This window comes from Microvirga sp. CF3062 (assembly GCF_036314045.1).
GTDB lineage: Bacteria > Pseudomonadota > Alphaproteobacteria > Rhizobiales > Beijerinckiaceae > Microvirga.
Genome location: NZ_JAYGGN010000003.1, coordinates 20,842 through 33,377 on the forward strand (window position 1 = coordinate 20,842; position 12,536 = coordinate 33,377).

12 protein-coding genes are annotated in these 12,536 nt (G+C 64.4%); 7 read left to right on the forward strand and 5 right to left on the reverse strand.

Going from position 1 to position 12,536, the window contains the following annotated elements:
* Positions 1-191: 191 nt before the first annotated feature.
* On the reverse strand, positions 192-1,502 hold the full coding sequence (gene mnmE / locus VB618_RS06240; RefSeq protein WP_329795730.1) for a tRNA uridine-5-carboxymethylaminomethyl(34) synthesis GTPase MnmE: 1,311 nt from the start codon (positions 1,500-1,502) through the stop codon (positions 192-194).
* A gap of 84 nt (positions 1,503-1,586) precedes the next feature.
* Between mnmE and VB618_RS06245 the strand changes: the two genes are divergently transcribed.
* Complete coding sequence (locus VB618_RS06245) at positions 1,587-3,611, forward strand: thioredoxin domain-containing protein (RefSeq protein ID WP_329795731.1); 2,025 nt, start codon at positions 1,587-1,589, stop codon at positions 3,609-3,611.
* A gap of 9 nt (positions 3,612-3,620) precedes the next feature.
* Here the strand turns inward: VB618_RS06245 and VB618_RS06250 are convergent, their stop codons facing one another.
* Complete coding sequence (locus tag VB618_RS06250) at positions 3,621-4,130, reverse strand: Lrp/AsnC family transcriptional regulator (RefSeq protein WP_329795732.1); 510 nt, start codon at positions 4,128-4,130, stop codon at positions 3,621-3,623.
* 120 nt (positions 4,131-4,250) lie between these two features.
* Here VB618_RS06250 and VB618_RS06255 point away from each other — a divergent pair, with 120 nt between their 5' ends.
* Positions 4,251-5,189 carry a DMT family transporter gene (locus VB618_RS06255; protein WP_329795733.1) on the forward strand — a complete coding sequence of 313 codons (939 nt, stop codon included), beginning with the start codon at positions 4,251-4,253 and terminating at the stop codon, positions 5,187-5,189.
* Between the two features lie 216 nt (positions 5,190-5,405).
* On the opposite strand, the gene rho is transcribed toward VB618_RS06255, so the two are convergent.
* The 3 genes from rho to hemE all read right to left on the reverse strand — a co-directional run bounded on the left by rho (position 5,406) and on the right by hemE (position 8,497).
* Positions 5,406-6,671, reverse strand: coding sequence for a transcription termination factor Rho (rho, locus tag VB618_RS06260; RefSeq protein ID WP_329795734.1), 1,266 nt, complete (start codon positions 6,669-6,671; stop codon positions 5,406-5,408).
* Between the two features lie 357 nt (positions 6,672-7,028).
* A complete protein-coding gene (gene hemJ, locus VB618_RS06265; RefSeq protein WP_329796143.1) occupies positions 7,029-7,451 on the reverse strand; it encodes a protoporphyrinogen oxidase HemJ in 423 nt (140 codons plus the stop codon).
* An 8-nt stretch (positions 7,452-7,459) separates the two neighbouring features.
* A complete protein-coding gene (gene hemE, locus VB618_RS06270) occupies positions 7,460-8,497 on the reverse strand; it encodes a uroporphyrinogen decarboxylase (protein ID WP_329795735.1) in 1,038 nt (345 codons plus the stop codon).
* A gap of 380 nt (positions 8,498-8,877) precedes the next feature.
* Between hemE and VB618_RS06275 the strand changes: the two genes are divergently transcribed.
* From VB618_RS06275 to dnaQ, 5 genes are read left to right on the forward strand one after another with little or no spacing between them, the layout of a single operon-like run.
* Positions 8,878-9,708 (forward strand): pyruvate, water dikinase regulatory protein, encoded by an 831-nt coding sequence (locus tag VB618_RS06275; RefSeq protein WP_329795736.1) that lies wholly within the window; start codon positions 8,878-8,880, stop codon positions 9,706-9,708.
* A gap of 3 nt (positions 9,709-9,711) precedes the next feature.
* Positions 9,712-10,329 carry a Maf family protein gene (locus tag VB618_RS06280; RefSeq protein ID WP_329795737.1) on the forward strand — a complete coding sequence of 206 codons (618 nt, stop codon included), beginning with the start codon at positions 9,712-9,714 and terminating at the stop codon, positions 10,327-10,329.
* A 12-nt stretch (positions 10,330-10,341) separates the two neighbouring features.
* Positions 10,342-11,190, forward strand: coding sequence for a shikimate dehydrogenase (locus tag VB618_RS06285; protein WP_329795738.1), 849 nt, complete (start codon positions 10,342-10,344; stop codon positions 11,188-11,190).
* Positions 11,187-11,792: a dephospho-CoA kinase gene (gene coaE / locus VB618_RS06290; RefSeq protein WP_329795739.1), complete on the forward strand. Its 606-nt coding sequence runs from the start codon at positions 11,187-11,189 to the stop codon at positions 11,790-11,792. The genes VB618_RS06285 and coaE overlap by 4 nt, the downstream gene beginning before the upstream one ends.
* 15 nt (positions 11,793-11,807) lie before the next feature.
* Positions 11,808-12,527: a DNA polymerase III subunit epsilon gene (dnaQ, locus tag VB618_RS06295; protein WP_329795740.1), complete on the forward strand. Its 720-nt coding sequence runs from the start codon at positions 11,808-11,810 to the stop codon at positions 12,525-12,527.
* Positions 12,528-12,536: the final 9 nt, after the last annotated feature.

Sequence of the window (12,536 nt, forward strand, 5' to 3'; positions counted from 1 at the left end):
AACAGGGGTCTACGCAGCCACGGATCCAAGGTCAAAAGGGCAAAATGTTTCACGTGAAACATTTTGGACGATCCCCAGTCCTGCACAGCCGGTCCACAGCCTATGCAGGGCGGATTCAGCACCCTTGCACCGATTCGTGAACAGCCGAAATCGGGAGTCTCACAGATTCGCGAAAAGGTTACCGCAACAGGTCACTTGCCGATGCAGAAGCTGGAGAACAGGCGATCGAGCACATCCTCCACATCCACCCGGCCGGTGATCTCACCGATGGCGCGAGCGGCAAGCCGGACCTCTTCTGCCGCAAGTTCCAGAGGTCCCCGGCTCGCCAGCATATCCCGCGCGCGGATCAGGCATCCTTGGGCACGGTCCAAGGCTTTTCGATGACGCTCGCGGGTGATCACCGCATCCCCCTGCCCCATCAGGCTTGCGGCTTCCACTTCCAGGCGGGCGATCAGCTCCGGCAGCCCCTCCCCGGTCGCAGCTGCGATCATCAGGTCGCAATCGGGTCGAATACTGCCCACATCCGCTTTCGTCCCCACCTTCAGCAGGCGCCGCGCCGCGGGAGGCGCGCTCTCCTCCCCGTCCGGCGGCACAAGCCAGAGCACGAGATCGGCATCCTGCACCCTGGCGCGGGCGCGGGAGACGCCCTCCTGCTCGATCAGGTCGGCGCTCTCCCGCAGGCCCGCTGTATCGACGATGATTACCGGGAGGCCGCCAAGGTCGCAATGGACCTCGATCACGTCGCGGGTCGTTCCAGCGATGGGCGACACAATGGCCACATCCCGCTGGGCCAGCGCATTGAGCAGGGTCGACTTGCCTGCATTGGGCGGGCCGGCCAGCACAACGGTCAGGCCCTCGCGCAGCCGCTCGCCGCTGCGATTGGCCAACGCCCGGCCAATCTCCCCCTGCACCCCGTCGATCATCCGCAGGATCTCCGCCTCCAGATCCTCCGGCACGTCGCCTTCGTCGGAAAAGTCCAGGCTTGCTTCCAACAGGGCCAGAACCTGAAGGATGTTCTCGCGCCACCCTTCGGCGGCATTGCCGAGGCGCCCACCGAGCTGGAGCATGGCTTGCCGGCGTTGGGCCTCCGTCTCGGCATCGATGATGTCGGCGAGCCCCTCCACCTGGGAGAGATCCATCCGCCCATTAAGAAAGGCCCGGCGGGTGAACTCGCCGGCCTCGGCCGGACGGCAGTTCTCGATGGAAGAGAGTGCCTGCAGGACGGCAGCGCGGGTAGCGAGGCCACCATGGATGTGCAGTTCGGCCTGATCCTCGCCGGTAAAGCTCCCCGGCCCCGGCATCCAGAGCACGAGGGCCTGATCGAGGGGATCAGCGGTCTGAGGATCGCGCAAGGTCCGCACCACCGCCCGCCGGGGCTCCGGCACCCCGCCCGTCATCCGCTCCAGGATCGTGCGGCTCTCCGGCCCGCTGATCCGGATCAGGCACACGGCGGCTCGGCCGTGACCGGAGGCAATGGCGAAGATCGTGTTATCAGACCGCATAAGCGTGAACCTCGTGAGGAGCAGAGGATTTAAGAACGGCAAGCCCTCAAACAGAGGGCCGCTCGGGAATCAGGAGCAGGACCCATGAACCGCCTGAACGACGCCTCGTCCCCCTATCTCCTGCAGCACCGGGACAATCCTGTCCATTGGTGGGAATGGGGACCCGAGGCCCTGGCCGAGGCCAGGCGGCAGGGCAAGCCGATCCTGATCTCCATCGGCTATGCCGCCTGCCATTGGTGCCATGTGATGGCGCACGAGAGCTTCGAGGATCCGGACACCGCCGCGGTCATGAACGACCTCTACGTGAATATCAAGGTCGACCGGGAGGAGCGGCCCGATGTCGACCATGTCTATATGAGCGCCTTGCATCTTCTCGGCGAGCCCGGCGGCTGGCCGCTCACCATGTTCCTGACGCCTGAGGGTGAGCCGTTCTGGGGCGGGACTTATTTCCCCAAGGAGCCGCGCTTCGGCCGTCCCGGCTTCGGTCAGGTGCTGCGCGAGATCAGCCGCCTCTATCATGCGGAGCCGGAGCGGGTTCTGAAGAACCGGGACGCCATCAAGCAGCACCTCGCCAAGGTGGAGGCCGGCGACAGCGGCGTGCTCGGCCTGGATGACCTCGACCGGATGGCCTTGCGCCTGACGGAGCTCATCGACACGGAGCATGGCGGGTTGCAGGGCGCCCCAAAATTTCCCAACCCGCCGATCCTCGAATATCTCCTGCGCTATGCCGGGCGCACCAATGACGGCGCGGCGCGGCATCGGTTCTTGCTGACCCTGGAGCGGATGGCGCTCGGCGGCATCCAGGATCATCTCGGCGGCGGCTTCGCCCGCTATTCCGTCGACGAGCGCTGGCTCGTGCCGCATTTCGAGAAGATGCTCTACGACAATGCGCAGTTGCTGGAGCTCTATGCGCTCGGCTTTGCGGAAACCGGCCGCCCCCTTTTCCGGCAGGCCGCCGAGGGCATCGTCACCTGGCTCGAACGGGAGATGACCACGCCGGAGGGTGCCTTCGCGTCGAGCTTAGACGCAGATTCGGAGGGCGAAGAAGGCCGCTTCTATGTCTGGGGCCTCGCCGAGATCCGCGAGGAGCTGGGTGAGGAGGACGCCGCCTTCTTCGCGAAAGTCTATGACATTACCCAGGAGGGTAACTTCGAGGGCCACAATATCCCGAACCGGCTCATCTCCGGTGAGGCCCCCGACCCCGTGGAACAACGGCTCGCCGCCCTGCGGGCAAAACTCCTGGGGCGGCGCGAGGCGCGCGTGAGGCCCGGCCTCGACGACAAGGTGCTGACGGATTGGAACGGGCTGATGATCGGCGCCCTCGTGCGGGCTGCGCCCCTGCTCGGCCGTCCGGACTGGATCGGCTTGGCGCAACGGGCCTATCGGTTCGTGGCTGAGTCCATGAGCCGGAACGGGCAGCTCGGTCATTCCTCGCGTGGCGGCGCGCTGATCTTTCCGGGCTTCGCCCTCGACCATGCCGCGATGATGCGGGCGGCGCTCGCGCTGTTCGAGGCCACCTCCGACGCGTCCTATCTCGAGGATGCACAGACCTGGCGGGATGTTCTGCTCAATGAATTCATGGTCGAGGAGACCGGTTGCCTCGCCATGACGGCCCGGGGGGCAGACCCCCTGGTGGTGCGGCCGCAGCCGACCCATGACGAGGCGGTGCCGAACGCCAACGGCGTCTTCGCGGAAGCGCTCGTGCGGCTGGCGCAGATCACGGAAGCCGCCGACGATATTGCGCGGGCGGCCGACACCTTGAACCGGCTCGTGAGCATGGCCCGCACCTCGCCCCTCGGCCACACCTCGATCCTCAACGCCCTCGACCTGCACATGCGGGGTGTCAGCATCCTCGTCACGGGAAACAATGCGGGACCGCTCCACGATGCGGCCCTGCAGGTCCCCTACCCCGACCGCAGCGTCCGCTGGCTGCGCGAGAGCGGAGCGCTCGACGACAACCACCCGGCCAAGGACCTGGCCGCTTCAGGCGCGGACGCCCAGGCCTTGGTCTGCGCTGGCCAGCGTTGCTCGCTGCCAGTCACGGATGCGGTGGGGTTGAAGGCGCGGGTGCGGGAGATGCTGGCGTCGGAGCCCGATAGCCCGGCATAAAGCCTCGCCTCAGCAATCCGGCTCCCGCATCTCGGGCTCGCGCTTGAGATGGGTCAGCGGCAGGGCCGTGTCGGATTTCACGCGAGTTAGGGCGAAGTTGGATCGGATGTCGCCTATCATCGGCAGGGTCAGGAGCTTCTCAGTAAGCAGCCGCTCATAGGCCTTGAGGTTCGGCACGACGATCTCGGCCATGAAATCGGCGCTGCCGGAGACCATGTGGCAGGCCACCACCTCCGGCAGGGCCGCGAGTGCTTCCTGCAGGGCCGTCGCATTCTCGCGCGAATGCTTTTCCACTTTGATGTCGACGAAGACGGTAAGGCCTAAGCCCACGGATTCCCGGTCGAGCACGGCCCGGTAGGTGCGAATGAAGCCGTCGCGTTCGAGACGCCGCACCCGGCGAAGACAAGGCGAGGGCGACAGGCCGACCTGATCGGCCAATTCCTGATTGCTCAACCGCCCGTCGCCCTGCAGAGCACCCAGGATTCTCAGGTCGATAGCGTCGAGGTCGATATAGGGCATGATCATCGGCATCCGTTTTACGCAATCTTCTGCCAAGGATAAGGTCAAAACAAGGATCATTTCGCAAGGACATGCTCTGACCTGACAGACTATGCTCAATAGCATCAAGGGAGGTTCGAAATGGCCGGTATGGTTCATGCTACACCCAGGAGCAGCGCCCGCCCTGCCCTTATCGGTTGGCTTGCGGCGCTTGCCACAGTGACGATCTGGGGAGTCTGGGCTGTGGCAACCCGCCACGCGGTCACGCACGACCTGCCGCCCGCAGCCGTGGGTCTGCTCAGGTTCGGCGTACCGGCTCTTGTCCTGATCCCGTTCAGCTGGCGGGCCGGTTTGTTTCCTAAAGGTCTGAGCGTCTTGAAAGGGCTGGCGCTTCTCGGCTCCGGCGCTCCGTTCTTCCTGATCGTGGCGCTGGGCATGCAATTCGCGCCAGCCGCCGAAATCGGTCCGCTCCTGCCCGGCACCATGCCGCTCTTCGTCGCTCTTATCGGCTGGCTTGCGTTCGGGGAACGCGTGGGAGGCGTACGACTTGCCGGTTTCATCCTCATCCTGATCGGCGTGGTGTGCATCGGCGGCTACGGGCTTTTGCTCACCGGCAACGGCGCCTGGCGCGGGCATCTCTTGCTGCTGACCGGCGCCTGTCTCTGGGGCATCTACACCCATGCCTATCGCCGCAGCGGCTTGTCGGCCCTGCAGGCAGCAGCCCTCATCGGACTCTGGTCCGTCCTGATCCTCCTGCCGTTCGGAAGCCCGCCTCTGATCCATGCCTTCGGCAACGGGCTTGCCGCGCCTCTTCTGCTGCAGATGGTCCTGCAGGGCCTTCTGTCGGGTGTTGCGGGTGTCGTGCTCTATGGAATCGCGGTCGACCGGCTCGGCGCTTCGCGCGCCGCTGCCGTCTCCCCACTCGCAATCGTGCTCGCCGCCCTGATCGCAATTCCGGTCCTCGGGGAATATCCCGAGCCTGCCGCCCTGGTCGGGATAGCAATGGCGACCCTGGGCGTTGTGCTCGCAAGCGGCATCGTCAGCCAACCCGCGCCGGACAAAGCAGTGTCGAAGGGTTGAGGATGATGCTCAGGTTTCATAGGGCAACGGAGCACGCATGTTCTTCTTCTTTTCGAACCGCCTGGGCTGTGCCGGCTCGCTTATGATTTCCGCCGTGCTGACCCTGATCGTGCTGGCTCTCATGGGAGTGTTTTGAGCGCAAACAAAAACCCCACCCTCTTGTGAGAGGATGGGGCTGAATTTCCGCAGGCGGACGGTCCGCCTTAGGTGTTCCAATTAGGTATTCATGGAGTCGAAGAACTCCTGGTTCGACTTGGTCTGGCGCAGCTTGTCGAGCAGGAACTCGATGGCGTCCACCGTGCCCATCGGGTTGAGGATGCGGCGGAGCACGTACATCTTCTTGAGGGTGTCCGTCGCCACGAGGAGTTCTTCCTTGCGGGTGCCGGAGCGGGTGATGTCGATGGCCGGGAAGGTGCGCTTGTCGGATACCTTGCGGTCGAGGATGATTTCCGAGTTGCCGGTGCCCTTGAACTCTTCGAAGATCACCTCGTCCATGCGCGAGCCGGTGTCGATCAGCGCGGTGGCGATGATGGTGAGCGAACCGCCCTCCTCGATGTTGCGCGCCGCGCCGAAGAAGCGCTTGGGGCGCTGCAGGGCATTGGCGTCGACACCGCCGGTGAGCACTTTTCCTGAGGACGGCACCACCGTGTTGTAGGCGCGGCCCAGACGGGTGATCGAGTCGAGCAGGATGACCACGTCGCGGCCGTGCTCCACGAGGCGCTTGGCCTTCTCGATCACCATCTCGGCCACCTGCACGTGGCGGGTCGCCGGCTCGTCGAAGGTGGAAGCCACGACCTCGCCCTTCACGGAGCGCTGCATGTCGGTGACTTCCTCGGGGCGCTCGTCGATGAGCAGCACGATGAGGTAGCACTCGGGATGGTTGGTGGTGATCGACTGCGCGACGTTCTGCATCAGCACGGTCTTGCCGGTGCGCGGCGGCGCTACGATGAGCGCGCGCTGGCCTTTGCCGATGGGAGACACGATGTCGATGATGCGCGGCGAGAAATCCTTGCGCGTCGGATCGTCGATCTCGAGCTTGAAGCGCTCATGCGGGAAGAGCGGCGTCAGGTTGTCGAAATGGACCTTGTGCCGGATTTTTTCCGGATCCTCGAAATTGATCGTGTTGACCTTGAGCAGCGCAAAATAGCGCTCGCCCTCCTTGGGTCCACGGATCGGGCCGTCTACCGTGTCACCGGTGCGCAGGCCGAATTTCCGGATTTGGCTTGGGCTGACATAGATGTCGTCAGGGCCGGGCAGGTAGTTGGAATCGGCCGAGCGCAGGAAGCCGAAGCCGTCCTGCAGCACCTCGACGACGCCCGCGCCGATGATCTCCACCTCGCGCGCCGCCAGCTGCTTGAGGATCGCGAACATGAGCTCCTGCTTGCGCATGGTGCTCGCGTTCTCGACCTCGAGCTCTTCGGCGAAGGCGATGAGTTCGGTCGGCGTCTTGGATTTCAGGTCTTGAAGTTTGATTTCCCTCATCGGGGAACACTCTCGGGGTAAGGTCGCGGGCAGGATTAAGCTGGACGCGGGGAGATTAAGGAAAACGTTCGACAGGGCCGCCGGGTTCACGAACCGTGACTGAAGAGCCCTGAGGGCCCGTGCAGCGCACCTGTCTTGGAGGAAGGAGAATTCTTATTTAGCCGCTTTCTCGGAAAGTCTCAAGAGGCTTTGAAACAAGTCCTCGCGAGCGTCATCCCGGACGGCGTAAGCCGATCCGGGGTCGTTCTTCGCGTGAAGCGGTGAACTCCCTCTCCCTGAGGGAGAGGTGAAGAAGAGCCACACTCGTCTAGCGATCCCGGATCGGCCTCGCCGTCCGGGATGACATCCGCCAAAAATTTAGAACGGCTTCACGATCACCAGGATCACAATGCCGATCATCAGCACCGTCGGCACCTCGTTGAGGATGCGATAATATTTCGCCGGTTTCGTGTTCTTGTCGGCAGCGAAGTCCTTCAGACGGCGCACATAGACCCCGTGCAGGCCGGACAGGATCAGCACCAGCAGCAGCTTCCCGTGCATCCAGCCCGAGGTGTACCAGCCACCGTCCCAGATAAGGTAGAGGCCGAGCACCCAGGTGACGGCCATGGCCGGGTTGATGATCGCCTTGAGCAGGCGCCGCTCCATGATCTTGAAGGTCTCCGACTGGATCGAGTCTTTCGGCGCATCGCAATGATAGACGAAGAGTCGCGGCAGGTAGAGCATGCCGGCCATCCAGGCGATGACGGCGATCACGTGAAACGCCTTGAGCCACAGATACAGCATTTCGTTCAAGCTCCCCGCACGCGGGCAATCATCTGCGCCACGTGCTCGACCGGCGTCTCCGGCAGGATGCCGTGCCCGAGATTGAAGATATGCGGGCGGCCGCGCACCGACTTCAGGATGTGATCGATCCCCTGCTCCAGCGACTGACCGCCGGCAATAAGCGCGAGCGGATCGAGGTTGCCCTGGGTGGCGAGCGTGTTCGGCAGCGTCGGGAGCACGACGGCCGGATCGAGTATCCAGTCGAGCGCCAGCCCGTCGCCGATCCCGGCAGATGCGAAGCGGTGGAGATTGGCACCGCCGCCGCGCACGAAAACGATCACCTTGGCCTGCGGCCGCGCAGTTTTAAGGCCCTCGACCATGCGGCGAATCGGATTGAGCGACAGCCGGTCGAACAGGGCGGGCGGCAGGGCGGAGCCGAAACTCTCGAAGATCTGCACGGCTTCCGCACCCGCATCGATCTGGCGGATGAGATAGGCCGTGGAGGCCCGCACCAGCCGGTCGATAAGCCCATCCATGAAGGCCGGGTCGCGATAGGCGGTGATCCGGGCGGGCGCCTGGTCGGGCGTGCCCTTGCCGGCGATCATGTAGCTCGCCACCGTCCAGGGCGCGCCGCAGAAGCCGAGAAGCGTGGTCTCCTTCGGCAGGCTCTTGCTCAGGCGATCGAGCGTTTCGAAGACCGGATTAAGCCGCTCGAGCGGCAGCTCGTCGGCAAGCCTCGAAAAATCCTTCGCCTCGGTGACAGGATCGAGCTTGGGTCCCTCGTTCTCGACGAAGCGCACGTCCTGGCCGAGCGCATGGGGGATGACCAGGATATCGGAGAACAGGATCGAGGCGTCGAAGCCGAAGCGGCGGATCGGCTGAAGCGTCACCTCCTCGGCGAGCCTGGGATTGTAGCAGAGATCCAGAAAGGAGCCCGCCTGTTTGCGGGTCTCCCGGTATTCCGGCAGGTAGCGGCCGGCCTGACGCATGATCCAGATCGGCAGAGGCCAGACGGGCTCGCCGTTCAGCACGCGCAAAATCGCCTTGGTGGAACGTGTGCTCACAGGCCCTCTCTATAAAAGAAGAATCTTTGAATCTTAGAATCTGTTGTTTCTCTTGGGCCGTGAATCACGAGGCCGCAACCCCGTCCACAGACGGTCCACATGGCCTGTGGCCTTAAGGGTTCATTAAGGGATGAGGCGGGCGCGCCACAATCCTTTCCGAAATCTTAAAGCTTAACAGCCCGTTAACGAAGGTTAACCAAACCTGAATTCGGACCTTGGGAGTGATTCGTGCCTGATTCTCCCAAAGGGTCGATTCGAGACTCACACAACGGGGAGCCCTGTTGATGCTTCGGGCCGAATCCCACAGGGCCTTTCGCTGGACCTCTGAGCCCGGGCGTTTTATCCACACTGATCGACTCCTTATTGGGAGACTATGAGCCGTGGGACGCAGCTATTTCCATCTCCATCTCGTCTCCGACTCGACGGGCGAAACCCTGATCACCGTCGCCCGCGCGGTGGTGGCTCAATATGAAGGTGTGGCCGCCATCGAGCACGTCTATCCGCTCGTGCGCTCCAACACCCAGCTCGAACGGGTGATCCACGAGATCGAGACCGCGCCCGGCATCGTGCTCTACACCCTCGTGGAGCAGGAACTGGCCAGCCGCCTGGAGGAGGTCTGCCGCGCCACCGGCTCGCCGCATCTGTCCGTGCTCGAACCGGTCCATGCCCTGCTCTCCTCCTATCTCGGCACCCATTCGACCGCGCGGCCCGGCGCCCAGCACATGCTGAACGCAGAATATTTCAAGCGCATCGACGCCATGAACTTCACCCTTCTGCACGATGACGGGCACCTGCCGCACGATCTCGACGACGCCGACGTGATCCTGGTGGGAGTGAGCCGCACCTCGAAGACCCCGACCTCCATCTATCTCGCCAACCGGGGCCTCAAGACCGCCAATATCCCCCTCGTGCCCGGCGTGCCGCCCCCAGTTATCCTGGAGACGGCCAAGACCGCCCTGATCGTCGGCCTCGTGGCGACGCCGGAGCGCATCGTGCAGATCCGGCAGAACCGGCTTTTGAGTCTGAATGCCGATGACGACACCTCGTATGTGGACCGCGAGGCCGTGGCCGAGGAGCTGGCGGCCTCCCGGCGGCTCTTTGCCCGCAACGGCTGGCCGGTGATCGACGTGACCCGCCGCTCCATCGAAGAGACGGCGGCCGCGATCATCGATCTGCACCGCGATCGCCGCCAGCGCCTGAGCGCGAATTAGACCATGCCAGCCCTTTGGACCCATTTGGACAAGCTGCTGCTGGCTTCCACCAGCGCCACCCGCTTAGGCCTGCTCGTGAGCGCGGAGCTCCCGGTCGAGACGCAGAATTCCGGCGTCGACGAGAGAGCCGTTGAAGACGCCGCTGCACACGAGAGCCTCGATCCGCCGGCGCTCGCGGCGCGACTTGCGGCGGAAAAGGCCCTGGCGGTCAGCCGCCGCCACCCGCAGCGGGTGGTGCTCGGGGCCGACCAGGTGCTCGCCTGTGACGGCGAGGTGTTTCACAAGCCCGCGGATCGCGAGGCGGCGCAGCTCCAGCTCAAGCGTCTTGCGGGACGGCAGCACTCTCTTCATTCCGCCGGGGCGATTGCCATCGGCGGGCAGGTGGTTGAGCGCTTCTCCAGTGTCGCCCACCTCACCCTGCGGCCGCTGACGGACGGGGCCATCGATCTTTATCTCGACCTCGCCGGTCCGGATGTGCTCAAAAGCGTCGGCGTTTACCAGCTCGAAGGGTTTGGCATCCATCTCTTCGAGATAGTCGAGGGGGATCACTCGACTATCCTGGGGCTCCCGCTTCTGCCGCTTCTCGCCGCCCTGCGCCGCCTCGGCTGCCTGGCTCTTTAGGACTAAGAATTCATGGCGAAGGCCTTCGTTGTCGGCCATCCGATCAAGCATTCGCGCTCGCCGCTGATCCATGGTCACTGGCTGAAAGCCTATGGCCTCGACGGCTCCTATGAGCGGATCGATGTGGCGCCTGTGGATTTCGGGGAATTCTTGAGCGGCTTCCATGAGCGCGGCTTTGCCGGCGGCAACGTCACCCTACCCCACAAGGAGGCGGCCTTCCTCGACGTTTCCCGTAGGACTGAGCGGGCCCAGCGCGTCGGCGCGGTCAACACCCTCTGGGTCGAGGACGGCGTGCTTTGGGGCGACAACACGGATGCGCTCGGGTTCATCGACAATCTCGATGCCACCCTGGGGAAAGGCTGGGAGCAAGATGTGGAAACCGCCCTCGTGCTCGGCGCCGGCGGTGCCGCCCGAGCCGTGGTGGCGGGCCTTCAGGACCGCCCCCTCAAACGCATCTTCGTGGCGAACCGCACGGGGTCGAAGGCTGAAGACTTGGTCCGCGATCTCAGGCCGGGCGGTTTTGTTGCCTTAGAGAACGCTGCATGGGAGGCGCTCGTGCGGGTGATCCCCCATGCCCAGCTCATCGTCAACACCACGTCGCTGGGCATGGCGGGCCAGCCGCCGCTCGCCATCGACCTCTCCCACGCGCCCCGGAATGCCGTGGTGGCGGACATCGTCTATGTGCCCCTGGAAACCCCTCTCCTGGCTGCCGCTGCCGCACAGAACTTACGAACGGTCGACGGTCTTGGCATGCTGCTGCACCAGGCGGTCCCCGGCTTCCGGCGCTGGTTCGGCGCTACGCCCGAGGTCACGCCTGAACTGCGGGCGCTGATTCTCGCCGATCTTGAGGCCGCCCGATGACCTTCGTGCTCGGCCTCACCGGCTCCATCGGCATGGGTAAGTCGGCCACGGCCGAGCTTTTTCGCAAGCTCGGGGTGCCGGTCCACGATGCAGATGCCGCCGTGCACCGGCTCTATCGCGGCCGCGCCGCGCCGCTGATCGGGAAGGCGTTTCCCGGCACCGTGGCGGACGGTGCCGTCGATCGTGCCAAGCTCGGAGCAGCCGTTCTGAACGATCCGGCACGAATGAAGCAGCTCGAAGCCATCGTGCATCCCCTGGTGCGAGAGGAAGAGGAGAATTTTCTCGCTCGCGTTTCGGCTCTTGCGCCCATGGCCGTGCTGGACATTCCCCTGCTGTTCGAGACGGGAGGCGAGACGCGCTGCGACGCCACACTGGTCGTCACGGCGCCGTCTCATGTTCAGCACGAGCGCGTGCTCGCCCGGCCCGGCATGACGGCGGAGAAATTTTCTGCCATCCTGGCCAAGCAGATGCCGGATGCGGACAAGCGTGCCTGGGCTCATTTTCTCGTCGACACCAGCCGCGGCTTTGCCTCCGCCGAGGCGCAGGTGCGCTCCATTCTCGCCTGCCTCGCCGGTCGTCCCGGACGGCGTCACCGTTTTTGATGAAGAGTTTTTGTGATGTTGCGTGAAATCGTTCTCGATACCGAAACCACCGGCACCAGCCCGGCCAAGGGCGACCGGGTGATCGAAATCGGCTGCGTCGAGATGCTCAACCACATCCCGACGGGCAAGAGCTATCACGTCTACATCAACCCGGAATGCCCGGTCTCGCCCGGTGCCTTCGCGGTGCATGGGCTCTCCGACGAGTTCCTGGCCGACAAGCCGGTTTTTGCCGCCATTGCGGACGAGTTCGTTGAATTCATCGCCGATGCCCGGCTCGTCATCCATAATGCTGCCTTCGACGTCGGCTTCCTCAACGCGGAATTCGCCCGCACCGGACACACGCAATTCAACCTGGCCGACGCGGTCGATACGCTGGCCATGGCCCGGCGCAAGCATCCGGGTGCGGCCAACAACCTCGATGCGCTCTGCACCCGCTACGGGATCGACAATTCCCGGCGCACCAAGCACGGAGCGCTCCTCGACGCCGAGATCCTGGCCGAGGTCTATATCGAGTTGATCGGCGGCCGGCAGGTGGGCTTCGACCTGTCGCTGCAGCCGTCGGCCCGCCGGAGTGCCGCGGCGGCGGAACGCGCCGCCCGCAATGCCCAGCCACGCACCCTGATCTCACGCCTGACGGAGGCCGAGCGCGCCGCCCACGAGGCCTTCATCCAGTCTATCGGGCCGGACGCGATCTGGCGCGAGTATCTCGGCGAGACGAAGCCGGAAGCTTCCTGAGCATCCAAG

What these genes read in the sequence shown, in the direction of transcription:
- VB618_RS06280 (WP_329795737.1), top strand. Translation starts at nt 9,712, where the DNA reads ATGCCAGCCCTTTGGACCCATTTGGACAAGCTGCTGCTGGCTTCCACC.
- mnmE (WP_329795730.1), bottom strand. Translation starts at nt 1,502, where the DNA reads ATGCGGTCTGATAACACGATCTTCGCCATTGCCTCCGGTCACGGCCGA.
- rho (WP_329795734.1), bottom strand. Translation starts at nt 6,671, where the DNA reads ATGAGGGAAATCAAACTTCAAGACCTGAAATCCAAGACGCCGACCGAA.
- coaE (WP_329795739.1), top strand. Translation starts at nt 11,187, where the DNA reads ATGACCTTCGTGCTCGGCCTCACCGGCTCCATCGGCATGGGTAAGTCG.
- VB618_RS06255 (WP_329795733.1), top strand. Translation starts at nt 4,251, where the DNA reads ATGGCCGGTATGGTTCATGCTACACCCAGGAGCAGCGCCCGCCCTGCC.
- VB618_RS06245 (WP_329795731.1), top strand. Translation starts at nt 1,587, where the DNA reads ATGAACCGCCTGAACGACGCCTCGTCCCCCTATCTCCTGCAGCACCGG.
- VB618_RS06285 (WP_329795738.1), top strand. Translation starts at nt 10,342, where the DNA reads ATGGCGAAGGCCTTCGTTGTCGGCCATCCGATCAAGCATTCGCGCTCG.
- dnaQ (WP_329795740.1), top strand. Translation starts at nt 11,808, where the DNA reads ATGTTGCGTGAAATCGTTCTCGATACCGAAACCACCGGCACCAGCCCG.
- VB618_RS06250 (WP_329795732.1), bottom strand. Translation starts at nt 4,130, where the DNA reads ATGCCCTATATCGACCTCGACGCTATCGACCTGAGAATCCTGGGTGCT.